Below are 25,337 nucleotides of genomic sequence, written 5' to 3'. Positions count from 1 at the left end.
TATTAACTATTTCTAGTCAAGATCGCGGTACATGATTCCACGTCCGTTTGTTCCGAGATATACGCGGCCGTAAATTCTCGGGTCTCCAGTTATTGTAGAGTTGGCGGCACCAAACTGATGTTTATCATCGTTTATGCGGATCCATGTTGCGCCCTTATCGTCAGAGCGGTAGATTCCGTATTTGCCGTTAATCTTTGAGTTGGTGTAAAGAGACTGGTAGGAATCCTTATCCTTTGCTTTTCCAAGACCGATAATCATTGCATTATCGAATCCCTTTATTGAAGTCCAGTTTTTTCCGCCGTCTTCACTGTGATAAAGTCCTGCTTCACCTGCTGCAAACCAAAGGTGTCCTTCACATCCGATTACTGCAGTCAAATCCCATGAAGTACGGTTCCTTGAACTTGTATTCCATGTTGTATTTACGGCAGTAAATGTCTTTCCTGCATCTTCACTTGCATAGAAAGTGTCTGTCTTTCCGTCGTTTCCGAATGCATAGAATTTTTTGCTGTTTACACGGTCTGAAACAACCTTTGCTCCAGCAGGAAGCCCTTTGCATTCTGTCCATGTGCGTCCAAGGTCATCTGACCAGTTGGCAACAAGATTTCCCGGTGCCCATACTATTACAGAAGTATCAGGAGAAACTGCTGTTACACCGCTCCAGCCTTTGTCTGCACCTTCAAGGAATTTGCCTACAGGAGACCAGTTGTCGCCGCCGTCTTCTGTGTACATAAGTTTTCCGTCACCCATTCTTACGATGAAGTATGGATCTTCCTGCGCATAGTCAAGGCTGTTTACGCCTGCAATATTCGGGTTAACAATCATTGTAGATGCTTTGTTAAGATCATAGTGAACGAAACCGCCTATGTCTCCCATTCCGGAAATGAGGTTTGCACCTTCAGGTGGGCTTATAAGGTCAAGAATTGCACATTCTTCGATTCCGTCGGCCATTACAGTAAAGTTAACTCTCTTGCCCTTGTCCCAGTCAGTAAGATTGTGTGTTCCGTAAATTGTGGCACCTGTTCCGTACATAAGTACATTGCTGTCAAAAGGATCTATTTCGATGTCGGCAATACACCAGCCAAGCTTGGGGTTCTGCTCAGGAAGTGCCTTCTGTTCGCCCCAGTCAAGCCACGGTGAATCCTTAATGTCAAGAGTGTACTTGTTTACGCGGTTGGGGTATCCGTCCATGTACCAGATGGGGTCCCAGGTTTTTCCGCCGTCAGTTGAACGGTATATGTATTCGTCAGGCCACCATTCGTTAAGGGTAACGGCAACAAGTGTGTCGGGATTCTGGCGGTCAACGGCAACAGAACCTACACCTCTGTCAAGTGTAACGCGGCTCGGGTCAGGATCATGCTTTGGAAGTGAAATATCTGTCCATTCCTTTGTAGTAAAGTTGTACTTCCAGATAGCTCCACCCCAGTAAGCAGAACTGTACGGACCGAATCCGTGGTTGTATGTTACAAGAAGTTCTCCCTTGGGTGAATAAACGCCCTTAATTGGATAATACTTTTTGCAGGAACAGCTTTCACCTGTCATGTGCGCATGTTTCTTTTCTTTCGAGGCGGAACCAGGTTCGTATGCAGGAAGAGTAAGATCCTGTCCAATGTCGGGCTGGCCGGCAAGAGGATGCCAGGTTGCACCAGCGTCGTTTGACTCGTAAATTGTTGTTCCGGTATCTGCTACGGCAACATAAATGTTTTTAGAACCGCTACCTGCTGTTCCCGATGCAGGGTCAAAAAGAACCCACATAATTCCGAAGTAGTGCTCAAAGTGTGACCATGTGGAAAATCCTTCGTCATAGACATTTCCCTTTTTTGGGAAAGATTTTACTTCTTCCCATGTATGTCCGTAGTCACGGCTGCGGTAAAGTCCGTCACCGAAACTTCCGAAGTAAACTGTCTTGTTGTCGTTGGGGTCTATTGCAAGGCGTTCACCGACTCCGCGTCCAGGCATGTTGCCGCCCATCTTGAGCGGAGTTCCGTCGCTCTTGTACATGTCGATTCTTGTAAATGTATCGCCGTAATCTTCAGAAACGAGCATCTGCGACGGTCCCTGTTCCCATTCGTTCGTGTATGTACCGGAAGCAATGACAACGCGGTTGGGCTCTACAGGATCAGTTGCGATACTTGCAATTCCAAGTCGTCCGTAATCTTCTACGCCCGCAAAGTCTGTAAGAGGAATCCAACTTTCACTCTGCGGATGCCAGCGGTAGGCTCCTCCCATATCTGTTCTGACGTAAGCAACACCGGGCTGTGTTGTGTTAAAAATAATACCCGGAATCATTCCTCCGCCGACAATCTTTGCACTCTTCCATCCCTTCTGGGTGTACTGCGGGTTTACGGCACCGGGCAAAGATGAACCGGAACTTTCACATCCTGTAAACGAAATGGCAGCTGCAGCCGTCAATGCTGCAACCGACAACAATAACTTTTTCTTCATGACCGCTCCTTTAAAATAAAGTCATAAAATTAATTTTAAAAGCTGGGCAATAAACATTTCCTTCAGCTTATGTCCTATGCACTTTATAGGATACGGCCACCTTTCAGGTATTAAAACCTTAAGTTTTACATAAAAAACCTTTATTTATTTTGAATTTCTGAATTCCGCAGTTTCCTTCCAAAACAAGGCAAAGATTTTTTACACCGGCAAAATTCCCTGTCTTAAAGCTCATCCGTGTCCAGACCGCACGCTCCGGTGTTCCGGGAACAGAACAGATATTGCCGGTTACAGGAAGCAGAACACGCATAATGAGAGCGCCGCTTTCACAACCGTCACGAAGTTCGGCATAGCATTCACCTTCGACACAGAATTCTGCAGTAAAGGTGTCAGAGCCGTCTTCAAAGATACAGTCCATGTACGTTACACAGGCGCGTTCTTTTTCAGATTTCGCAAACACAGCCGGAACAGGGCTTCCTCTTCTTTCATGAAGTCTTGTGCCATAACAGCTGTCATAGTTCCATGCATACACCCAACTGTCTGTTCTGCGCGGGGGTATTGTTCCGCCGCAAAGTTCAAGGGATGTTGTGCATTTCAAATTGTCACTCGAAGAACCTGCCCGAAGAGTACAAGTTCCAGCCTGTGTGAAAAAACAATCCCTGGTAACGTCCCAGACCGCAAAGTCAGCCGAAGATATTCTGAACGTAACCGTGCGCGATTCACCTTTTTTGAGAAACACGCGTTCAAATCCCGCAAGGAACAGTTTTGGTACTTTGATCCACTCATGGCCGCCCTTTGAAGATGCATAAAGCTGGACGACTTCGGCAGCATCTGCACTTCCCGTATTTTTTACAGTTACACTCACTTCTGCACCCTGCTCTGTAATTCTGTCAGAAGACACCTTTAAGCCTGAATATTCAAATTCAGAATAAGAAAGTCCGTGTCCGAATGCAAACCAAGGCTTTCCTTCAAAATATCTGTATGTCATTCCGGAACCAATTACATCGTAGTCCATCATGTCATGCAGTTCACTTTCGCTGTTGTACCAGGTTAAAGGCAGCCTTCCCGACGGTGACTCTTTTCCAAGCAGAATGTCTGCAAGGGCATTTCCTTCTTCCTGCATTCCGTGGCCGCACCACAAAAGTGACGGAACCTCTTCAAGAACAGAATCTTTTGCATAGGGATACCCCGAAACAAGAATTACAGCCGCACGCGGGTTTACAGAAACTATTCTCTTTATAAGTTCAAGCTGCCTGGGCGGTAAATTAAGCGAGGGTCTGTCCACTTCTTCCTTTCCGTTTATCATGGGATTGCTTCCACAGAAAACAAGAACTGTGTCTGCCTTTGACGCTGCATTTTCTGCTGCCTTAAGTCCGTCCTTTACAACATGCATTTTAAAGTTTTGAGGACTGTCATTCTGAACTGATTCAAGCGAAGTTCCGTTTACACCAAGGGATTTTCCGTTCCAGCTTCTGATCATTACGCATTTACTACCGTCGTCTGCCTCATTATCGATTATGTTGAACAGCGGTGAGACAAACCAGCTTACAGTATTTTTTGCTGAACAGACAATTTTTCCGCGGCTTCCGTTTTTTTTGAACTGTTCAATTTCTTCAGATGACGGCTGGTGGTCAAAAGGAAGATCATCAACTGTCTGAAGATACATTTTGCGTTCTGCGGAATAAAGGGTATTTGCACCCCAACCCCAGTCATCACGTACAAATACAGACGCTTCTCTTTTTTCTGAAGGCTCAAGGATTCCGGCTGCAGAAAGAGAAAGCGGAACACCATTGTCTGTAGAAAAAGAAATTTCATCGTTTCCGGACTCGAATATAACTTTGTCCCCAAGTTCACGCTCAATGGCTTCAAGCGGCGAAACTGTATAGGAAGGGTTCCCGCTGTACCAGTCGGTATAGACTTTGTCAGAAAGCGGTCCTATTACAGCCACATGCCCGCAGTTTTTTGCATCAAGCGGAAGAAGGGGCTTTTTTTCTTTTAGGTTGCACTTATTTTTCAAAAGGACAACTGACTGGACTGCAGCCTGTCTTGCAAGCTGCTTTGATTCCTGTGTCATCATGCTGCTTTCATCAATTGAATTGTAAGGACAGTCTGAATCAAAATGTCCCAGCCTGAATCTTACGCGCATGATGTTTGCAAGATGAAGGTCGAGTTCTTCTTCAGAAATGAGTCCCTGTTCCAGAGCAGATTTTACCGCAGGAATAACCATTGACGGCTGGTCTGTCATACTGTCCGAACCTGCCCTGAACGAAGCAGCAATTGTCTGCGCGTGATCGGCAAAATAATGGTGTGCAGTAACAGTCATGCTTACATCGCCCCCGTCAGAAACAACGTGTCCCCTGTTTTCAAGGCCCCATTCTTTTTTTACAATATCACCCACTGCAGGATGCTGTATCATCGGAATTCCGTTTACTTCATTGTATGCCGTCATGATAGAAAAAGGCCTTCCCTTTTCAAACACGCGGCGGAACGGTTCAAGAAAGTATTCGCGCATATTACGCGCACTTACTGAACAGCTACATGACACTCTGTCCTTTTCGTTGTTGTTTGCAAAGAAATGCTTGGGTGCACACGTGGCTCTTACATAAAAAGGATCGTCTCCCTGAGTACCGCGCACAATTTCAGAAGCAAGTTCACCGGCAAGGAAAGGATCTTCGCCGTAACCTTCTTCTGTACGGCCCCAGCGCGGATCTTTTTCCATATCGACTGTAGGAAACCAGAGTGAAGTTCCGCCGTGTTTGTTTTTGTTGTAGTAAGCGCGGGCTTCAGTTCCGATAACCTGCCCTATTTTGAACAAAAGTTCCCTGTTCCACGTAGACGCGAGGGCAATTGTCTGCGGAAAAACAGTGGAAAGTCCGCTTCTGTCTACAAAACCGTGTGCACCTTCTGCACCTATATCATAGGCTTCAATTCCAAGACGGGGAACGGCCGCCTGCTGTGTGGGAATAAGCGATATTTTTTCTTCAAGTGTAAGGTTACCTATAAGATTTTTAACTCTGCTTTCAAGATCAAGGGATGTGTCGTTAAAGGGAAAATTATTTTTCATTGGCATTATCTCCATAAGTGTGGTATTATTATAGACGCATTCAAAATTTGTCAAGGGAAAAAATGCAACTTATTTCAAAATTACTTGGTAATCTCAAGATAAAAAACAAACTTCTCATTCTGTACGTCATCAGTTTTCTTGCTCCAATTCTGATAATGGCTTTTTTTACAACTTCATGGCTTTACAAAACGCTTGCCTTCTGGGAAATGCAGCAGGCAGAATCTTCTTTTGAAAAGACAGAAACTTTTTTTAACAATATAATGCGCGAAGTCTCGGATCTTTCGGACAGAATATACGTAAACAGGACTGTAAAATCCATAATCCAAACTGAATTCCACGGAACGAAAGAAGTTTACAATGCTTACACAAACCTGGCCTTTATAGATGAATTTATGACGGTATACAATTCGGTTTCAAGCATAAGACTTTATACAAACAACGAAACGCTTCTTGACAATTCGTTTATCATGCGCAGTACCCCAAAAACAGAAAACACACCATGGTTCCAGAAAGCAAAGAAAAACAGAGGTCAGCCGTTCTGGACATACAAGCGCGACTCGGTAACAGGAAAATACACGCTTTCTAATGTACGCTCTGTCTGGGAAGAAACCGAAAAAAAATTCATAGGCGTTCTGACGGTAAACTTAAACCATTCCTACATAGACAAAAACCTTGACAACATAACGTACCACACTTTTATTGCGCAAAACGGAATTGTGCTGTTTTCTTCGGCTGCAGATAATTCAGGATTAAAAAAATCTGCCGTCAGAAAAATGTATATAGACAACAACAAACCTGACGACGGCATTTCAGAAACAGAAATAGACGGAAAAAAAACAGGGCTTATGAAAAAAACATTTTACCCTTCACACGGAATCTCGGATCCTCTTGAAATATTCTATATAATTCCGCTTGACAGGCTGAATGATGCAACGACAAGAATCGTAAAGACTGTAATTTTTGTTCTTCTTGAATGCATGGCTTTTTCACTTATGGCCATTTTTATTTTTTCTTTCTACATACAAAAGCGCGTAGACAAAGTACGCTACGGAATAAAAGATGTTGTTGCAAAAAAATTTGAAATTCCCGAAACAATCGGCGGACATGATGAATTTTCAGAAATTTATGATGCAGTCTGTGATATGTCGCACAATATCAAAAACCTCATTGACGAAGTTTACATACGCAATCTAGAAAAAGAACAACTGCTTGCAAGACAGAATGACATAAGATTCAAAATGCTTTCGGCGCAGATTAATCCGCATTTCATATTCAACACTCTTGAACATATAAGAATGAAGGCGCTTGAATCCAGCGACAAAGACGTTCCGCATATGCTCAGGCTTCTGGCAAAAATACTGCGCTACAATCTTTCTGTAAGCGGAACAAGCGTGCCTCTTTTTCAGGAAATAGAAATTGTAAACAACTATCTTGAAATTCAGCACAAGCGCTTTGAAAACAGGATTTCCTACGACATAATGCTTTTGTGCGATGCAAGGAAAATAAACATACTTCCTCTTTTAATCCAGCCTATTGTAGAAAATTCTTTTTCACACGGACTTGAATCAAAAATTTCAGGAGGCTTTATTTACATTATTATACGCACAGAAACAGCTGTTCCAGGCAAAAACGAATTGATTATTACCATTCAGGACAACGGCTGCGGAATAGAAAAAGACAAACTGGAAGCCCTTAACAACAAACTCAGGACAACACCTGTTGAAGAAATTTCAACATCAATCGGTCTTGTAAACGTAAACCAGAGAATCAAACTCTATTACGGAAGCGAGTACGGACTGACAATAACAAGTACAGCTGGAGAAGGAACATCAATAACGATACGCCTTCCTGTTACAGAATAAGATTACGAAACAAAACTGGGGTAATATGCTAAAAGTATTTATTGCGGACGACGAAGAAAGTATCAGAAACGGACTAAAAAAAATCATTGACTGGAAAGACTGCGGCTATTCAATCTGCGGTGAAGCAGGAAACGGGCAGGAAGCTTTTGAAAAGATTTCAGAACTCAACCCCGATCTTGTTCTTCTGGATATAAAAATGCCGGGGCTTACAGGAGTTGAAGTTCTTAAAAAAATTGCAGAACAAAACGCAGCTGAAGGACTAAAGTCAAAAACAAACTTTCTTATCCTGTCGGGATTTTCAGACTTTGAATTTGCAAAAGAGGCAATGAATTACGGTGCGCAGGGATACTTTGTAAAACCGATTGACGAAGATCTTCTGGAAGAAAAAGTACGCTCAATTGCAGAACATTTTTCACAGGTAAAAGAAATTCCAAAATCAGAAGATATAAAACGGCGCTTTGAGCAGATGTTCCTTTTTGGTGTTGCAGAAGACGCCTTTGAAGATGACTACGAAGATGAAAACGACTATCAGGTAGCACTTTTTTCTTCAAAACGAAGCGGCTATGAAGGAAGAATTTCTGACTTTGAAAAAAGAATAGCCGACACTTTTTCAAACATGGATATGTTTACCGTAATTTACGAAGAAGACGTAGCGGCGGTTTTCAAAAACTGCAAGGAAGACGCAGTATACAGAATGCTTGAGAGGTTTGCACAGCGTCTTTCCAAAAATCCTTTTACAGTTCTTGGTTCAAAGAAAAGAGGCGTCAACGGGGCTCTTGCTTCTTTTATGGAATGCCGAAGGGAAGTTCCTGCACTCTTTTTTGCAGATGACGGAAAATTTGCAGACGCAACAGTCCAGAACACACAGGGAAGACCTGAGCCCTTTGAGTTTGAAAAACAGATTCCCAACATTGTATTCTGCATAGAAACTTACGACAAAGAACGGCTTGCACAGATTCTTGAAGACAGCAGGAAACACCTCTCCAAAAGTGATGGGGGGGGGTATAAACCTGATGCAGTAAAAACACAATGCATTGCTTACATCATAGAACTTCAGTCGCATATTCTTAAAAAATATCCAGAGCGCGAGTTCCCGCCGGCTTCGGCCTTTGATCTTGTTCCGCAGATTCTGTCACGAACCCGTTTCTGCGAGGTTTTTGAACTGGTAGAAAACTTTACGACAGGTTTTCTGGAAGCGTTCCATACAAACACCGCAAATTCAACTATAATCAAGGTAATCCAGTATATAAAGACAAATTACGCCAATGAACTCAAGCTTGAAACTCTGGGAGACCTCTTTTACTGCAACAGCGCATATCTTGGAAAAAAATTCAAGGAGTACACCGGCGTTCAGTTCAACGTTTACCTTGACAAAATCCGCATAGAAGAAGCAAAGAAAAAACTTACCGAAACTGATCTGAAAGTTTATCAGATTTCAAAACTTGTAGGCTATTCAAATACTGACTATTTCTTTATGAAATTCAGAAAATACACCGGAATGACGCCAAAGGAATTCAAACAGGAGCACGGTTCAGCAAAAGATTATGATATTTCAGCGGAATAAAAGCATGCAGTTTTCAGTGTAAAAATTGCATGGAACAGTAAAAAATATTAAGGTTTTTTTTGGGTTTTTGCGGTGCTAGAATTAAACTCATGAAAGAGCATGAAACTAAATTGGCAAATTCACATTCCATATGGAAAAAAATCATCGAGCAGCGGTATCTGTTCCTGCTATCAGTTCCGTTTGTAATATGGCTTATTATTTTTGCATATATTCCGCTTGCCGGATGGCTTATGGCATTCCAGGACTACAAGCCCAACCTGGGATTTCTAGGTTCAAAATGGGTCGGTCTCAAGCATTTTATAAGAATGTTCACAGATCCGATTCTTGCACCCAAATTCAGGCAGGTTCTTCTGAATACTGTCGGAATGAGTCTTATGGGGCTTATATTCGGATTCTCATTCCCGATTATGTTTGCAATATTCCTTAACGAAATACAGGGAATAAAATTCAAGAAATTCGTGCAGACAGTATCTTATCTTCCGCACTTTGTTTCGTGGGTAATCGTTGCAAACATCATTTCTTCTGCACTTTCACCTACCGGAATGGTAAACGAGCTGCTTCTTAATCTGGGTATTTTCAAGGAGCCGTACAATTTTATGGCTCAGCCCAAGCTTTTCTGGTGGATCGTAACATTTGCAGATGTCTGGAAGGAAACAGGATGGAACGCAATCATCTACATTGCAGCCATTGCAGGAATTGACCAGCAGCTTTATGAAGCAGCAGTTGTAGACGGATGCAACAGATGGCAGAAAATCTGGCACGTAACTCTTCCGGGAATCCGCAACACAATCATCACGCTTCTTATCATAAACATAGGAAACATCATAAACATCGGTTTTGAAAAGCAGTGGCTTTTGAGTAACCCGGTTGTAGCTCCTGTCGCTTCTGTTCTTGACAAGTACATAATTGACTTTGGTATCAGCAACTACAACTTCTCCTACGGAACCGCACTCGGTATCTTCAAGTCGTTTGTAAGTATTCTGCTTCTTATCATTGCAAATAAAATTGCAAAACGCTTTGACAGCAACATAATGTAAGGCAGACGGAGGAATAAAATGGTCAACTTAAAGAAAAGACACTATATAAGCACTTTCATAATGATTCTCATAGTCATTGTAACCCTCTATCCGTTCCTTAACGTTCTTGCCAAATCACTTAACGACCCGATAGATACAGTCCGCGGTGGAATTACGATTTTTCCACGCAAGCCTACGCTCAACAATTACAAGGACTTGTTTGCAACAGGAAGCAATCTTGTAATAGCATTCAGAAATTCAGTTTTAAGAACAGTTATCGGTGCCCTTTTGGGAACAATATGTTGCGCTATGTTTGCATACCCGCTCAGCCGCCACGACTTTATATGCAGAAAACCGTTTCTTAAAATGACAGTCGTAACAATGTATGTTTCTGGCGGAATCATTCCGTCGTACCTTCTCATAAGAAACCTTCATCTTATGAACACATTCTGGGTATATATTATTCCGACACTCATAAGCGCATACAACATTATTCTTATCCGTTCATTTATGATAAATATTCCTGCTGCCCTTTCTGAAGCCGCAAGAATTGACGGTGCAAACGACATTACAATCTTCTTCAGAATTATTCTGCCTATGTGTAAGCCGGTTCTTGCAACAGTAATGCTTTTCGTCGCGGTTTCACAGTGGAATGACTGGTTCTCTACATACATTTACATGACCGGCCAGAACAAAACGATTCTTTCTACACTTCAGTTTGAGCTCATGAAAGTTCTTGACAGTGTAAACACCGGAGGACAGATAGACATCCACTCTGAAGGACTCAAGATGGCAAAAAGAAATCCTGAAGCAATAAAGATGGCAATTACTGTTATCTGTACAGTTCCGATTCTTATTGTGTATCCGTTTGTACAGAAATATTTCGTAAGCGGAATCACACTCGGCGCCGTAAAAGAATAAGTTCAAGAAATAAATCGCAGCAAAGCATGGAGGAAATTAAAATGAAACTACTAAAAAAAGGAAATGCGGTTAAGTCAGTAATTGCTGCTGCTGCCGTATGCGCCGTTCTTACCGGATGTGCAAAGAAAAATACAGAGCAGACTTCTGACGGAAACATAACACTCTCTTTCTTTACTTCGGATGCAAATGAGGACATGCCTTTTACAGACCCGGTTGCACTTGAAATACAGAAACAAACCGGAGTATCCCTCGAAGTACAGCATCCTGTTGCCGGAGATGCACAGGCAATTCCGCTTATGATGGCCAGCGGTGACTTCCCTGACCTTATTTACGCAAAGGGTGAACTTACAAAACTCATCGATGCAGGAGCCGTTATTCCGCTTGACGACCTTATAGAAAAATACGGAACAAACATGAAAAAGCTTTACGGAGACCAGATTGTAAAGCTCAGAAATTCACTTGAAGACCCTCACATTTATAGCGTAGGAACTTACGGCGTAAACGAAACAGTTTTTGAAACAAGCGGAACAATGCAGATTCAGCATGCTGTTCTCAAGGAACTCGGATATCCGCGCATTCAGACACTGGATGACTATTCAAATGTCCTGCGCGAATACATGAAACGTTACCCCACAATCAACGGCCAGAAAACAATCGGCCTTTCACTTCTTATAGACACTTGGCAATGGTACATTGACCTTTCAAACCCCGGAAACTACACAATCGGTTATCCAGACGACGGACAGTGGATTGTAGACCAGAATACACTCAAGGCCCAGTACAAATTCCTGCACCCCGAAATCTACAAGTTCTACAAATGGCTTAACCAGATGAACGCAGAAGGAATTCTTGACCCTGAATCATTTACACAGAAAGAAGATATCTGGCGCGCAAAAATTGCTTCAGGTCGTGTACTCGGTATCTCCTACCCTAACTGGGGTTACGGTGAAGCACGTTCAGCCCTTATCCAGAACGGAATGAGTGACAGAACATACGCATATCTTCCTGTTACAGCAGGCAAAGAATACAAAGACCAGTCACGCAAAAACTACGGTTATTCAGGCGGATGGGGAATCGCAATTTCTTCTTCATGCAAAGATCCTGTAAGGGCATTCAAATTCCTTGACTGGATGTGTTCAGAAGAAGCACAGATTCTTGTAAACTGGGGAATCAAAGGCGTAAACTACTTTATCGACGACAACGGAAAACGCTACAGAACACCGGAAGAGATAAAGCGTGCAGACACAGACCCTGACTACGCCAAAAAAACAGGTGTCGGCCGCTGGAGATATCCGTTCCCCCAGATGGGAAATGCCGCTCTTGATTCAAACGGAGACTACATCAACGTTGTTTCAAAAGACATAATCATTTCAAAATACCTTGATGCAGAAAAAGAAACACTTGCAGCTTACGGCGCCGAAATGTGGATTGATCTCTTTCCCAAACCCGAAGAACTCGGAATGTCAAAACACGGACAGGTCTGGCAGTATGCACTTCCTACAGATGTGAACGAAAGAATTACTGCTGCCGACGAATATGTCAAGACAGCACTTGCGCAGATTGTTCTTGGAAAACCCGAAGACTTCGATACAAAGTGGAGCGAAATGCAGACAACCCTCAAAAAGATGGGGCTTGATAAAGCAGGAGACACGCTTTCCGAACTTATCGCAATGAAAATGAAACTCTGGAGCAAATAGCTCTGATATAATCTGTAAGACGGGGCTGCTCTTTGCGGGGTAGCCCTTTTTATTTTTGGAGAACTTATGATAAACGCAAAAACAGTAAAAAAAATTCCGTTCGGCGGTGACTACAATCCGGAACAGTGGGATGAAGAAACAAGAAAAAATGACATGAAAATGCTCCCGCAGGCAGATATAGACATACTTACGCTCAATGTATTCAGCTGGGCAAAACTTCAGCCTTCAGAAGAAGAGTACGATTTTTCTGATTTGGACAGAATAATGGACATGGCAGAAGATGCCAAAATGAACGTCTGTCTGGCAACAGCAACAGCAACACACCCGGCTTGGATGGCAAGAAAATATCCCGATGTTTTAAGGGTAGATCTGGACGGCCGCAAGCGCAGATTCGGTGCAAGGCAGAACTCCTGCCCCAACAGTCCAACATACAGAAAATATTCCGTCCTGCTTGCAAAAAAAATCGCAGAACGCTACGGCAACAGAAAAAGTGTTCTGGCGTACCACATTTCCAACGAATACGGCGGTCTGTGTTACTGCGAAAACTGCGAAAAGGCATTCCGTCTCTGGCTCAAAAATAAATACAAAACAATACAAAAACTCAACGAAGCATGGAATTCATCCTTTTGGGGACACACCTACTACGACTGGGAAGACATTCAGGTTCCCATGAACACAAGCGAACGCTGGCCCGTCAACAGAACATCCTGTCAGATTCAGACAATAGATTACTACAGATTCCAGTCAGACAGCCTGCTTGAATGTTACAGACTCGAAGCAGACGTACTCAAATCTGTTTCGCCGCAAATTCCTGTTACAACAAACCTTATGGGAACTTACCCTGAACTCGACTACCACAAATGGGCTCCCTACATGGACTTTATTTCCTGGGACAACTACCCTTCACCCGACGATCCCTACACAAGGGTAGCACTGAATCACGAAGTAATGCGCGGCTGCAAAAGAGAAATTCCTTTCGCACTTATGGAACAGACCCCGAGCGTAACAAACTGGCAGCCTTACAACTCATTGAAGCGCCCGTGCGTTATGAGACTTCAGAGTTATCAGGCCATAGCACACGGAGCAGATACTGTAATGTTCTTTCAGATGCACAGATCCCGCGGCTGCTGTGAAAAATTCCATGGAGCCGTAATAGACCATTACGCAAGAACAGACACACGCGTATTCAAGGAAACTGCACAGCTTGGAAGTGAATTAAAAAAACTGGGCGCAAAATTTCTGGGTTCAGTCCAAAAACCGCAGGTTGCAGTATTATTCGACTGGAACTGCATGTGGGGAATAACATTTTCTGCAGGACCGTCAGTAGACTTTGACTACACTTCCGAAGTATTCAAATACTACGATGCCTTTGCAAAACAGAATATTCCGGTAGACGTAATTTCTCCAGAACAGAGTCTTGATTCATACAGTATAGTTGCAGCCCCCGCGCTTTACATGCTCAACGAAAAAACCGCAGCTTCTATAGAAGAATTTGTACGCAAAGGCGGTACATTCATTACAACATGCATGAGCGGAATGGCAGATGAAAACGACCTTGTCACGACAGAAGGGTACCCCGGAAGACTCAGAAAAGTATGCGGACTTTGGGTAGAAGAAACAGATGCACTTCTTCCAGGCCACACAAACACCTTAAAAACAGTGTCAGATTCCGGTATAGACGGGGAATACCCGGCAGCCATTCTCTGTGACATAATTCATCCAGAAACAGCACAGACAGTTGCCGTTTACGCAAGCGACTTCTATGCACAGACACCGGCAGTCTGCAAAAATAAATTCGGCGAAGGTGAAGTCTGGTACATAGGAGCGGCCGTTCCAAAAGACAACACAAAGTTTCTTCAAAAGCTCGCCTCCTTTACAACAGCAAAACATGGAATAAAAAGCATCGTTGAGCCGCAGGAAGGAATCGAAGCAACAAAAAGAATTGCCAAAGACGGAACAGCGTTTGTTTTCATCCTGAACCATTCTGACAGCAAAAAAACTGTGGAATTTGACTTTTCAGGAACAGAACTTCTGGGCGGATTAAACGTCTCAAAAAAAATGGAACTCAATGCAAAAGACGTTGCCATAATTGAAGTAAGAAAATAAATTAAAAAAAAAGGCAGGGCGGAACAAAACATTGCACCACCCTGCCCGTTATTCAGACAGCAGAAATTATTTGTTTACGCGGTCCTTAAGTGCCTTTCCGGCCTTGAACTTTGGAGTATTTGCAGCTGCAATCTTAATTTCCTCTCCAGTCTTGGGATTGCGGCCTGTACGTTCAGCACGCTTTCCTACAGAGAAAGTTCCGAATCCAATAAGCTGGACATCATTACCCTTTGAAAGTTCGTTTGAAACATTTTCGATGAATGATTTGAGTGAAGACTCCGCATCCTTTTTTGTAAGTCCGGTGTCGTTTGCAATAGCATCAATCAATTCTGTCTTGTTCATTATATATCTCCAATTTAAAATTCTGTGCGCAATACCTGATTAAAGCGCAACATTACAATTATACCCTAATTTTGCCGAAATTTCCAGTAAAAAGCCTGAATAATACAAAAAAAACACAAAAATAATTTTGCGGCAATAAAAAAAATAATATAAATAACACAGAATAGCATATTTACTATTGACACATACAAATAAAAAATGCTAGAATACGAACACTTATGGAGGATTAGCTCAGCTGGGAGAGCACCTGGTTTACACCCAGGTTGTCGGCGGTTCGATCCCGTCATCCTCCATAACTTCGGGACGTAGCGCAGCTGGTAGCGCATCTGGTTTGGGACCAGAGGGTCGCAGGTTCAAATCCTGTCATCCCGACTCAAGGATTCTCGTTAAGGGAATCCTTTTTTTTATTTATACAGAGTACTTACCAGAAAAACTTTTCGGACAAAAAATGAATATACGCATTCCCCCTTTTCTTAAAAAACACTCAACTATCGGAATTCCGGCTCCTTCCTTCGGGTGCACGACAGAACCTTATATAACAAGGCTTGGTGAAGCACAGAAACAATTCGCCGCCGCCGGATACACTTTAAAAACCGGCAACTGCGTTTACAAAAGCGACGGCAAAGGTATAAGTACAAACCCAGAGGATGCCGCAAAAGAACTTACAGACTTCTACTGCAGCCCAGAAACTTCGGCACTTATTTCTGCCGGCGGCGGCGAACTAATGTGTGAAACAGCAGGCTTTATTGATTTTGACAAAATAGCAAAAGCTCCTCCAAAATGGTTCATGGGCTATTCCGACAACACGAATTTTATTTTCCCGCTTGTAACAAAGTGCAGAACGGCAGCCATTTACGGCCAGAATATAACAGGTTTTGGAAAACCGTGGGAACAAAGTGAAAATGACGCACTCGCACTTCTGGAAGGAACAAAAATGTATGTAGAAGGCTATGATATGTTCCAGCTGCCCGAAAAAGGAACAGAGGCAAAAAATGAAAATCCCCTTTCCAAATATGTTCTTACAGAAAAAAAGGTTCTGAAAACATTTACTCCCCAATCCGGTACACTTAAAGAAACAAAGGACAGCGCAGAAATACAAGGCATTCTTCTCGGAGGCTGCCTGGACGTTCTGGCAAATCTTACAGGAACAAAATTTGACTGCATGAAAGAATTCAACCGTGATGCAGACAAAATAATATGGATTCTGGAAGCCTGCGATTTAAATCCCATGGATATAAGAAGAAGCGTCTGGCATCTTGCACAGTGCGGGTGGTTTGAAAAAGCTTCGGGCTTTATTATAGGAAGGCCGCTTGCCGCTTTAGGACAGACAATAATGGGTGTAGACCAGTACAACGCCGTTACAGACATTCTTTCGGAATTCGGTGTTCCTGTTATTGCAGATGCAGATATAGGCCACGTAAGCCCGTCCATGCCCGTTATAATGGGAAGTGCCGCCCATGTAACTGTATGTGGCAACAAAATCCGCATAGACATGAACGGCGCATTCTGAGTTTTACACAAAGGGCAGACTTCGGTACAGAGCCTGCCCTTTTTCAATAAATTAGAATCTTATCTTTTTGTCGGTTCCGGCGTAATATTCCTTACGCAAAGCCTTAACCTGTTCATCCTTAAGGTAATCATCAAAGTTCATCATGCGATCAATAATTCCCTTGGGTGTAATTTCGACAATACGGTTTGCAATAGTAGAAATAAACTCATGGTCGTGGCTCGAGAAAATCACAACTCCTGAAAACTTTACAAGACCTTCGTTAAGACTTTCAATTGATTCAAGATCAAGATGGTTTGTAGGATCATCAAGTACAAGAACATTCGCACCGCTGAGCATCATTTTTGAAAGCATACAGCGGACTTTTTCACCTCCGCTCAAAACCTTTACTTTCTTAAGGCTTTCATCACCGGTAAAAAGCATTCTACCCAAAAAACCGCGTACATAGGCATCATCCTGGTCAGGGGAATACTGCTTGAGCCAGTCGGTTATATTCAGCTCGTTATTGAAATAGGCACTGTTATCACGTCCCATATACGTATGCTTTGTAGTCTGTCCCCAGGTAACTGTTCCCGAGTCTGCTTTTTTCTGCTCTGAAATTATATCAAAGAAGGAAGTTATTGAATTGTGCTCCATTCCGACAAATGCAACCTTTTCACCCGGATGAACCGTAATGGAAAAGTTGTCAAGAAGAACTGTTCCGTCATCATCCTTTGAATTGATTTTTTCTGCAGTAAGAACAAAGTTTCCGATGGAACGTTCGCTCTGGAAATGCACATACGGGAATTTACGGCTTGTAACAGGAAGTTCTTCAAGCTGAAGCTTTTCAAGAACCTTTTTGCGGCTGGAAGCCTGTTTAGACTTTGAGGCATTGCTGGCAAAACGCTGAATAAATTCCTTGAGGTCTGCCATCTTGTCTTCACGCTTTTTCTGCTGATCCTTTGCCTGACGCTGCATAATCTGGCTCATCTGATACCAGAAGTCATAGTTACCGGTAAACTGGGTAATCTTTCCGTAATCTATGTCACAGACATAAGTACAGACTGCGTTAAGGAAGTGACGGTCATGGCTTACAACAATTACACAGTTTTCAAATTCCATAAGAAAGTCTTCAAGCCAGCTTATGCTTTCAAGATCAAGACCGTTCGTAGGCTCATCAAGAAGAAGAATGTCGGGGTTTCCGAACAGAGCCTGTGCCAAAAGAACGCGCACTTTCTGACTTTCATCCAGTTCTGACATCATTTTGTCATGAAACTCTTCTTCAAGTCCCAGTCCCGAAAGCATCTGTTCAATCTGGTTTTCGGACTCATATCCGCCAAGTTCACCGAATTCAGCTTCGAGTTCACTTGCTTTTATTCCGTCTTCTTCAGAAAAATCAGGCTTTTCGTAAATTGCGTCCTTTTCTTTTCCTATTTCGTAAAGCTTCGGGTACCCCATCATTACGGTTTCCTTAACGGAATAAGAATCGTACTTAAAGTGGTCCTGGCTCAAAACGGCCATGCGTTCACCCGGAGTAATGCTTATTTCACCTGTATCGTGTTCGAGTTCACCTGAAAGAACCTTTAGGAAAGTAGACTTACCCGCACCGTTGGCACCGATAATACCGTAACAATTGCCTTTTATAAACTTTAAGTTTACATCCTTGAACAATGGTTTTTCACTGAATTTCAAACTTAAGTCAGAAACTGTAATCAATTTATACTCCTATAAATGTTCATGAGTAAATATGTTAAAAAAGCCGACTCCATTCCGGCGGATTTTTTATACTCACTCCTATAAATGTTCATGAGTAAATCTTCAGATTTAGGAATGAACATTTATGTACATTCGCAACGAAGTGAGAATGTACAGTTAATAAAAAAGTTTGCAACGCAAACTTTGAGTTAAAAAAGCCGACGACATTCCGACGGATTTTTTATACTCACTCCTATAAATGTTCACTATTTATTCTTGCCACCAAACAGGGACTTTATCTTTGAGAAAAGACCCGCTTTTTTGACCGACGCTGCAGTTTTTCCTGAAACAGGTGAGTGTTTTGGTGCTGCACGTTTTGCAGGTGCAGAATTACTGCGCTTTTTGTAAGAAGATGCATTTTTCTTTGCACTGCCGACTGTCTTTTTCTGGACAGCAGACTTTGCACCACCGAATTTTTCTTTGTAAAGCTTCATGCGCTCATCGGTAGACATTGAAGCAAGCATTGCCTCTTCTTCGTTGCTGAATACCCTTCTGTCGCGCTTGTATTCATTTCTGGAAGCTTCATTTCTTGAAGAATAGCGGCCTTTTCCCCTTCCGCGTTCTGAATTTCTGCGTCCGTTGCGTCCCCGTCCCGATCTTTCATATTCAGAGCGACGACGGCGGCCGAATTCACTCTTGTCGTTGTATTCTTCCCTGTAAGAGTCGGTTTTTATATAGACGCCCGCACTCTTGTCTTCACAGAACATACTTTCATCGGCAACACGTGACGGAATCTGTTTTTCTATATAACGCTCAATTGCCGGCAGTGAATAAACATCCTGTTCCGAACAGAAAGTATATGCTTTTCCGGACTTTCCTGCGCGGGCTGTGCGTCCAATTCTGTGAACATAATTTTCGGCTTCATTGGGAAGATCATAGTTTATTACCATGGCCAAATCGTTTACATCAATTCCGCGTGCCGCAACATCGGTGGCAACAAGGCACTTTACCTTTCCTGCCTTAAAAGATTCCATGATGGCAAGACGCTTTGACTGCGGAAGATCACCAATAATAAACTCACTTTCATATCCGTTTCTGCGCAGTCTTTTTGCCACAACTTCACAGGTACGCTTTGTATTGCAGAAAATAATCAAGCTTTCCGGTTTTTCTGCAGAAATTATTCCAAGCAAAAGCTTCATTTTGTCATCACTGGAAACATGAAGAAGTTCCTGGTCAATTTCATCAACAGTAATATTCTGTGCTGCAATCGTAATTTCTGCAGGGTCACGTGTATATTCCCAGGCAAGATTCTTTACGTAAGAATTGAGTGTGGCACTGAACAGCATTGTCTGTCTTTTTTCTGCAGCCGGAATAACTTTTATAAGAGTTCTCAAATCAGGATAAAAGCCCATGTCAAACATGCGGTCGGCTTCGTCTATTACAAGGAACGCAACGCTACTCAAATCCATCTGGCCGCCTTCGTTAAGGTCAATTACACGGCCCGGGGTTCCTATCATAATGTCAACGCCTTTTTTAAGAGCCGCCACCTGCCTGTCATATCCTACTCCGCCGTAGAAACTGCCGCAAACAAGACCGCTTGCAGAACAGAGCTTTTCGGCTTCATCCTGAACCTGTACCGCAAGTTCACGCGTAGGAACCATAATAAGGGCTTTTCTTCCCGAAACATCGGGTCTGGACAAAAGTTCCTGAATAACCGAAACAAGATAAGCCGCTGTCTTTCCAGTACCCGTCTGTGACTGAACATACAAATCACGACCCTCAAGGGAAGACTTCAGGACCTGTTCCTGAACCGGCGTGCACTCAACATAGCCCGCATTCTCAATTCCCTTTTGCAAATTCTCATTCAAGGAAAATTCTGTAAATTTCATTTTATTCCTGCATTATATGATTTTCCCGCCAAAACCGGGATCAAACGACAATTTTTTATGTAAAAGTATTCTTTTCATTGTACTATTTTTCGCAAATAATGTATAGTATTAACAAATGATTGAACAAAACGCAAATACAGAAGAAAAAAACAGATACCAGTCAGAACTTTTCGCAAACAGACTGGCCAAAAACCTCAAGCAGTTAAGAAAATGGGCACGCAGGTCAAGAGTAACATGCTACAGGCTTTACGACCGTGACATACCAGAAATTCCACTTGCATGCGACATATACACTTTTCTTCCGGCAGAAATTACAGACAAAATGGAAGCCGCGCGTTTTTTAATGGAACAGAATACGGCAATAAGCGCAAACGGACCTGAAGCAAGACAGATTATCTTTGAAGAAACACAGCGCACTTACGCCCACATTTATCTTTACGAACGCCCGTACGAAAAAGACGATGCAGAAGAAGACGAATGGCTCAAAACAATGGCAGCAGCAGCAGCAAAAACGCTGGGACTGGAACACGATCATGTCATTACAAAAACACGCAGGCACCAGAGCGACAACGGCAAAAGAGACCAGTACGACAAAATTGACTCGCAGATTCACATAAGCGGAACAATACAGGAACAGGGGCAGCTCTTTAAGGTAAACCTCACCGACTACATAGATACGGGAATTTTCTTTGACCACAGGCCGCTCAGAGACACAGTAAGGTCAGAATGTGCCGGCAAAACAGTACTCAATCTTTTCTGCTACACAGGCAGTTTTTCTGTATATGCCGCAGAAGGAAGGGCAAAACGTGTCGAAAGCGTAGACATGAGCAAAACCTACACTGAATGGGCAAAATCAAATCTTAAACTGAACGGATTCACTGACGAAGAAAAATACCCTGTATGCAGACAGGATGCAGTCGGATTTTTGAACCAGAAAAATGCAGAAGTTCCCAACAAAGAAGGAACAAACCGCTACGACATAATAATCCTTGATCCGCCTACATTCAGCAATTCCAAAAGAACAGACACAACCCTTGACATAAACAGGGACTGGATCTCGCTTGTAGCAAAATGTCTTGGAATACTCAATCCCGACGGAACCCTGTACTTTTCGACAAACAGCCGGCGCCTTAAATTCGACAGCACACTTCTTCCCTCACAGGACGGAACAGAACTGTACGAAGCAACAGACATAACTTCAAAAACTGTTCCCGAAGACTACAGAAACAGCCGCATTCACCGCGCCTGGAAAATCAAGGCAAAAGTTACACATGAATAACTGAAACACAGCCATTAAATAAAGCGGATTCTTGTATATACGCTTCCGGAATAAAGAGCATACGAAGCATTGGGCATTTCGTCAAAAAAGCATGTCTTTGCAAAAATAGTGTTGGAAATTCCCATGGAAATTGTGTCAGATACGGCATATTCCACACAAAGATCAGCCAGTGCAAAAAGTTCTATGCCTGTATCATCACACCACTGCTTCTGGAAAGGATACTTATACATTCCGTAAGCACGCAGATCAAGGCTGGCAGAAAGGCCTCCAGGAGTTGCGAATGAAAGTGCAGCAGCAGCTTCGGCACCACATGTATAGCCGTAATCACGCACAGTTCCGCGGCTTGTGTCAGTCGGAATTTTTTCGCGGCGCAGATAATAATAGTCGCTTGTGCCAAGAAGAACAGCACCAAGATGTGTCTGCCACCCAAAGTCGGCACCTTCAAGGTAAACTTTCTGCTTTATTGCAAAAGCCGGAGCCAGAGACGAAAATTCCATAAAAGAATGCAGCATAAAATCATAAAGCATTGACATTCCTATGGTAGTATCAGTATTTTCTCCCCAGTCAGGAGCAAAAGAAAAAAACATTCCGTCACTAAAGATGTGAATATCATACATCAAAAGCTTATCAAGTTTTTCTACACCGACTCCCGAACCGCGCCCGACAGCAAAACCTGCCTTAAGATCAAACTGGCCGTAAGGAACAGAAGACTCAAGAGCGAACGGATTACCGTAAACTACATTTGCCTCTGCCCTTCCAAAAGCAGGAAAAACTTCAACACTGTCGTCAAAGTCCCCGCCCGAAAAACCGCCACCCGCAGCACACCCCATTCCCGCAAGAAGTGACAGCGACCGCAGATTCCCCGTAGTTCCCGAAGGTTTTTCACCTGTAAGCGGAACAGTATAAAGGCGCATAGGGTTAATAACAACACTCCAGAAACCGCTTTTTGCAGCAGCTTCAACAGAAAGTCTCGAAAGCATTTCACCGACGGCAAAAGCACCGACTGTTGTGTAAACCAGATCATTTATAGAAGGGGCATTCAGTTCGCATCCCCATTCCCATATTGCAGAACCGGCGCAGGTAACAAGAAAAGACTCCAGCATATTCATGTTTGAATTTCTAGCACCCATATAATACAGGGCCCCCTGGTAAGGATGAAGCACAAAATTTGTCCAGTACCAGTCAGTGTCAAACGATACGGTACGGTTTGGGAAGTTTAGAATATCGTCCAAAGTAACCTGTGCCCAACTTGAACGCGTAACAAATCTGTTCCAGCCGGAAATAACACCGTTAGCCACAAGCATTCCCGAAATTCCCACCAGCGGATGTTTTTTTAAAACAGGCGTTTCACTTTCACCAACGGCATCTTCAGTCAGTATTTCTGAATCAAAAGCCACCTCCTGTGAAAAGACGGGAATTTCTGAAAAAAGAAGAAAAAAACAGCAAAGAAAGACCGGAATTTTTTTAACAGCCACAACTTCCTCCTGAAAATAAACATTTTAAGATAAGGGAATCTCTAAAAATCCAGTAAACCGATTTTTTGTAGCTTTCCATAACAAAATAGTAATATAAATTTAAAATAATTTAAAGAAAAGTCAATAAAAGGCAAACAAAAAACCCGGCGCAATGAAGATGCCTTCAAAACACCGGGTTGCTTCCAAATAAAATGGAACTACTCAGCAGATTTCATGCCGTAGCGCTTGTTAAAGCGGTCAATACGTCCTGCTGTGTCAACAAGCTTCTGCTTTCCTGTATAGAAAGGATGGCATGCAGAACAAATTTCAACGTGAATGTCTTCTACTGTTGAACGTGTCTCGATAACATTACCGCAAACGCAAGTAATCTTTGTCAGTTTGTAGTCTGGGTGGATTCCCTTTTTCATTATATGCTCCTGTTTCTTGCCCGATATTGAAGAAAACCCGGTCAGCCCTATTCTTTCCAAAAGGAAATCCTATCATTCCCTTACCGTTAGCAATCAAATCAATACCACAAGATAAAAATTATTGCCTATTATATAATCTGCACTCAATCTAGTCAATATCATTGACCCATAAAGAGCCGTACACTACATTATTCAGCAGCGGAACCGGGGTTCATCGAGGCAAGGAAGGCTTCATTATCCTTTGTCTTACGCATCTTGTCCATAATAAGTTCAAGAATATCGGCATCTTCCATAGGATTGAGTACCTTGCGCAGAATCCACATCTTCTGGAGTTCATTTTCAGTAAGAAGGAGTTCCTCTTTGCGTGTTCCCGACTTTTTGATATTTATCGCAGGGAACAGGCGGCGCTCGGCAAGCTTTCTGTCAAGATCAATTTCACTGTTTCCCGTACCCTTGAATTCTTCAAAAATAACCTCGTCCATGCGGCTTCCGGTTTCGATAAGAGATGTGGAAATAATGGTAAGTGAACCGCCCTCTTCTACATTTCTTGCGGCACCAAAAAATCTTTTTGGTTTATGAAGGGCATTTGCATCAACACCACCGCTCAAAACCTTTCCTGAAGTAGGAACAGTCTGGTTATAGGCACGTGCAAGCCTTGTAATTGAATCAAGGAAAATCACAACATCACGCTTGTGTTCAACAAGACGCTTTGCCTTTTCAAGAACCATTTCTGCAACCTGAACATGTCTTGTAGCCTGCTCGTCAAAAGTAGAAGAAATAACTTCTGCCTTGATTGAACGTTCCATTTCTGTAACTTCTTCAGGGCGCTCATCAATCAAAAGAACAATCAGGTAAACATTCGGATTGTTTTTTGTAATGGCGTTGGCAATTTTCTGCATAAGAATCGTCTTACCGGCCTTTGGTGGAGCAACAATCAGAAGACGCTGGCCTTTTCCAATCGGAACAAAAAGATCAACTATTCTGGTACTGAGTTCCGTTGAAACCGTTTCTAGACGAAGTTTTTCATTCGGATAAAGCGGTGTAAGGTTTTCAAACGGAATTCGCGTCTGGGCAACACACGGATCATCAAAATTGACTGTCTCTATTCTTAAAAGTGCAAAAAAGCGCTCACCTTCCTTGGGACTTCTTGTCTGACCATAGATTGTATCACCTGTCTTGAGGTTGAACAGCCTTATCTGGCTTGGTGAAATATAAATATCATCAGGGCCAGGAAGATATGAATTCTGCGGACTTCTGAGGAATCCGTATCCGTCGGGCAGAATTTCAAGAGCACCGCTTGCAAAAATAATACCGCCGTGTTCTGTATGTGCGCGCAGAATAGAAAAAATAAGATCCTGTTTTTTCATAGGAGCCATGTCATCTGCACTGATTCCCTGCTGTACACCAAGATTTCTGAGTTCCGGCATACTCATTTTTGTCAGATCATTTATAAGAAGACGGGGCTTTGACTCATATTCTTCAGGATTTTCTATGCGTTGTGCAGCCTGAACAGCTTCAAGCCTTGACTGAAGGTTTCTTTCGTAATTGCCGCCACGATTATTGTAACGGCGGTTGCTTACATAGCGGTTGTTGTTCCAGCGGCGGCTCTGACTGCCGTCATAGCGAGGTCTGCTCTGGTACTGCGTGCCGAACTCTGTCTGTTCCGAAGCAGTATTTGTTTCTGAAGAAGAAGTTTCTGCAGAGGTTTCTGTTTCTGCTGCTGCAGGTTCTGAAGATGCAGCCTGTACACTTTCGTCAGAACCGGTCTCTGAAACAGCCTTTGCCTTAACGACTCTTTTTCTTCTTGGCTTCGGCGTAGCTTTTTCTTCACTTTCTTCTGCTGTCAAAGTTTTTTCGTTTTCAGAAGCAGATTGAACAGACTGCTCCTCTTCTGAATGAACATCGGACTCTTCAAAAAAATCCTGCTGACCGTCATCCGACGAATCTGTTCCCCGGCGTTTGATAAATGCCATTAAAATACTCCATGTGATTTATTTATGTTAAAAGAATTATTTATTGCATAAAACCGCGTATGAAAAGCGGTAAAAAGAAATGATTATCTTAAGTTTAGACATAAAATCAAGTTATGTCAATA

General features: G+C 42.8%; 16 protein-coding genes and 2 tRNA genes. 10 read left to right on the top strand and 8 right to left on the bottom strand.

From position 1 onward, the window contains the following. Nucleotides 1-12: 12 nt before the first annotated feature. Nucleotides 13-2,442: a WD40/YVTN/BNR-like repeat-containing protein gene (locus IWA51_RS05095; protein ID WP_198443462.1), complete on the bottom strand. Its 2,430-nt coding sequence runs from the start codon at nucleotides 2,440-2,442 to the stop codon at nucleotides 13-15. Nucleotides 2,443-2,560: 118 nt separating this feature from the next. After that, the gene (locus IWA51_RS05090) at nucleotides 2,561-5,503 is read right to left on the bottom strand and encodes a glycoside hydrolase family 3 C-terminal domain-containing protein (protein ID WP_198443461.1); all 2,943 of its coding nucleotides are present in this window, start codon (nucleotides 5,501-5,503) and stop codon (nucleotides 2,561-2,563) included. A 62-nt stretch (nucleotides 5,504-5,565) separates the two neighbouring features. Between IWA51_RS05090 and IWA51_RS05085 the strand changes: the two genes are divergently transcribed. The 6 genes from IWA51_RS05085 (at nucleotide 5,566) to IWA51_RS05060 (ending at nucleotide 14,669) form a co-directional block, all read left to right on the top strand. Next, nucleotides 5,566-7,365, top strand: a complete 1,800-nt coding sequence (locus IWA51_RS05085) for a cache domain-containing sensor histidine kinase (RefSeq protein WP_198443460.1) — start codon at nucleotides 5,566-5,568, stop codon at nucleotides 7,363-7,365. A 25-nt stretch (nucleotides 7,366-7,390) separates the two neighbouring features. Then, nucleotides 7,391-8,929, top strand: coding sequence for a response regulator transcription factor (locus IWA51_RS05080; protein ID WP_198443459.1), 1,539 nt, complete (start codon nucleotides 7,391-7,393; stop codon nucleotides 8,927-8,929). A gap of 89 nt (nucleotides 8,930-9,018) precedes the next feature. Further along, the gene (locus tag IWA51_RS05075; protein WP_198443458.1) at nucleotides 9,019-9,966 is read left to right on the top strand and encodes an ABC transporter permease; all 948 of its coding nucleotides are present in this window, start codon (nucleotides 9,019-9,021) and stop codon (nucleotides 9,964-9,966) included. Nucleotides 9,967-9,984: 18 nt separating this feature from the next. Continuing rightward, the gene (locus IWA51_RS05070; RefSeq protein WP_177527466.1) at nucleotides 9,985-10,866 is read left to right on the top strand and encodes a carbohydrate ABC transporter permease; all 882 of its coding nucleotides are present in this window, start codon (nucleotides 9,985-9,987) and stop codon (nucleotides 10,864-10,866) included. Between the two features lie 41 nt (nucleotides 10,867-10,907). Then, on the top strand, nucleotides 10,908-12,563 hold the full coding sequence (locus IWA51_RS05065; RefSeq protein ID WP_198443457.1) for an ABC transporter substrate-binding protein: 1,656 nt from the start codon (nucleotides 10,908-10,910) through the stop codon (nucleotides 12,561-12,563). Nucleotides 12,564-12,629: 66 nt separating this feature from the next. Continuing rightward, nucleotides 12,630-14,669 (top strand): beta-galactosidase, encoded by a 2,040-nt coding sequence (locus tag IWA51_RS05060; RefSeq protein WP_198443456.1) that lies wholly within the window; start codon nucleotides 12,630-12,632, stop codon nucleotides 14,667-14,669. Nucleotides 14,670-14,735: 66 nt separating this feature from the next. Here IWA51_RS05060 and IWA51_RS05055 read toward each other — a convergent pair whose 3' ends face one another. Continuing rightward, on the bottom strand, nucleotides 14,736-15,011 hold the full coding sequence (locus IWA51_RS05055; RefSeq protein ID WP_198443455.1) for an HU family DNA-binding protein: 276 nt from the start codon (nucleotides 15,009-15,011) through the stop codon (nucleotides 14,736-14,738). A 220-nt stretch (nucleotides 15,012-15,231) separates the two neighbouring features. On the opposite strand from IWA51_RS05055, the gene IWA51_RS05050 reads away from it, so the two are divergent. From IWA51_RS05050 to IWA51_RS05040, 3 genes are all read left to right on the top strand, one after another. Continuing rightward, a tRNA-Val gene (locus tag IWA51_RS05050) sits at nucleotides 15,232-15,304 on the top strand. A 6-nt stretch (nucleotides 15,305-15,310) separates the two neighbouring features. Beyond that, a tRNA-Pro gene (locus IWA51_RS05045) sits at nucleotides 15,311-15,383 on the top strand. Nucleotides 15,384-15,459: 76 nt separating this feature from the next. After that, nucleotides 15,460-16,521, top strand: coding sequence for a S66 family peptidase (locus IWA51_RS05040; RefSeq protein WP_198443454.1), 1,062 nt, complete (start codon nucleotides 15,460-15,462; stop codon nucleotides 16,519-16,521). A 51-nt stretch (nucleotides 16,522-16,572) separates the two neighbouring features. On the opposite strand, the gene IWA51_RS05035 is transcribed toward IWA51_RS05040, so the two are convergent. Then, nucleotides 16,573-18,213, bottom strand: coding sequence for an ABC-F family ATP-binding cassette domain-containing protein (locus IWA51_RS05035; protein ID WP_177527461.1), 1,641 nt, complete (start codon nucleotides 18,211-18,213; stop codon nucleotides 16,573-16,575). Nucleotides 18,214-18,458: 245 nt separating this feature from the next. Then, the gene (locus IWA51_RS05030; protein ID WP_198443453.1) at nucleotides 18,459-20,081 is read right to left on the bottom strand and encodes a DEAD/DEAH box helicase; all 1,623 of its coding nucleotides are present in this window, start codon (nucleotides 20,079-20,081) and stop codon (nucleotides 18,459-18,461) included. A 115-nt stretch (nucleotides 20,082-20,196) separates the two neighbouring features. Here IWA51_RS05030 and IWA51_RS05025 point away from each other — a divergent pair, with 115 nt between their 5' ends. Continuing rightward, nucleotides 20,197-21,360, top strand: a complete 1,164-nt coding sequence (locus tag IWA51_RS05025) for a class I SAM-dependent methyltransferase (RefSeq protein WP_198443452.1) — start codon at nucleotides 20,197-20,199, stop codon at nucleotides 21,358-21,360. A gap of 14 nt (nucleotides 21,361-21,374) precedes the next feature. Here IWA51_RS05025 and IWA51_RS05020 read toward each other — a convergent pair whose 3' ends face one another. From IWA51_RS05020 to rho, 3 genes are all read right to left on the bottom strand, one after another. Then, nucleotides 21,375-22,835: a DUF3943 domain-containing protein gene (locus tag IWA51_RS05020; protein WP_198443451.1), complete on the bottom strand. Its 1,461-nt coding sequence runs from the start codon at nucleotides 22,833-22,835 to the stop codon at nucleotides 21,375-21,377. Between the two features lie 197 nt (nucleotides 22,836-23,032). Next, entirely contained in the window at nucleotides 23,033-23,242 is a 210-nt protein-coding gene (gene rpmE / locus IWA51_RS05015; protein ID WP_177527457.1) for a 50S ribosomal protein L31, read from the bottom strand. 188 nt (nucleotides 23,243-23,430) lie between these two features. Then, nucleotides 23,431-25,215: a transcription termination factor Rho gene (gene rho, locus IWA51_RS05010; RefSeq protein ID WP_198443450.1), complete on the bottom strand. Its 1,785-nt coding sequence runs from the start codon at nucleotides 25,213-25,215 to the stop codon at nucleotides 23,431-23,433. Nucleotides 25,216-25,337: the final 122 nt, after the last annotated feature.

The sequence above is a fragment of the Treponema peruense genome (genome assembly GCF_016117655.1).
GTDB classification, from domain to species: Bacteria; Spirochaetota; Spirochaetia; order Treponematales; family Treponemataceae; genus Treponema_D; species Treponema_D peruense.
Note: the sequence above shows the minus strand (reverse complement) of the source record. Positions and strands in the feature narration are given on the sequence as shown.

Excerpts from the sequence above, each read along its gene's own strand:
- IWA51_RS05075 (WP_198443458.1), top strand. The coding sequence starts at position 9,019 with ATGAAAGAGCATGAAACTAAATTGGCAAATTCACATTCCATATGGAAA.
- IWA51_RS05080 (WP_198443459.1), top strand. The coding sequence starts at position 7,391 with ATGCTAAAAGTATTTATTGCGGACGACGAAGAAAGTATCAGAAACGGA.
- IWA51_RS05095 (WP_198443462.1), bottom strand. The coding sequence starts at position 2,442 with ATGAAGAAAAAGTTATTGTTGTCGGTTGCAGCATTGACGGCTGCAGCT.
- IWA51_RS05065 (WP_198443457.1), top strand. The coding sequence starts at position 10,908 with ATGAAACTACTAAAAAAAGGAAATGCGGTTAAGTCAGTAATTGCTGCT.
- IWA51_RS05090 (WP_198443461.1), bottom strand. The coding sequence starts at position 5,503 with ATGAAAAATAATTTTCCCTTTAACGACACATCCCTTGATCTTGAAAGC.
- IWA51_RS05055 (WP_198443455.1), bottom strand. The coding sequence starts at position 15,011 with ATGAACAAGACAGAATTGATTGATGCTATTGCAAACGACACCGGACTT.
- IWA51_RS05025 (WP_198443452.1), top strand. The coding sequence starts at position 20,197 with ATGATTGAACAAAACGCAAATACAGAAGAAAAAAACAGATACCAGTCA.
- rho (WP_198443450.1), bottom strand. The coding sequence starts at position 25,215 with ATGGCATTTATCAAACGCCGGGGAACAGATTCGTCGGATGACGGTCAG.
- rpmE (WP_177527457.1), bottom strand. The coding sequence starts at position 23,242 with ATGAAAAAGGGAATCCACCCAGACTACAAACTGACAAAGATTACTTGC.
- IWA51_RS05060 (WP_198443456.1), top strand. The coding sequence starts at position 12,630 with ATGATAAACGCAAAAACAGTAAAAAAAATTCCGTTCGGCGGTGACTAC.
- IWA51_RS05040 (WP_198443454.1), top strand. The coding sequence starts at position 15,460 with ATGAATATACGCATTCCCCCTTTTCTTAAAAAACACTCAACTATCGGA.
- IWA51_RS05030 (WP_198443453.1), bottom strand. The coding sequence starts at position 20,081 with ATGAAATTTACAGAATTTTCCTTGAATGAGAATTTGCAAAAGGGAATT.
- IWA51_RS05085 (WP_198443460.1), top strand. The coding sequence starts at position 5,566 with ATGCAACTTATTTCAAAATTACTTGGTAATCTCAAGATAAAAAACAAA.
- IWA51_RS05070 (WP_177527466.1), top strand. The coding sequence starts at position 9,985 with ATGGTCAACTTAAAGAAAAGACACTATATAAGCACTTTCATAATGATT.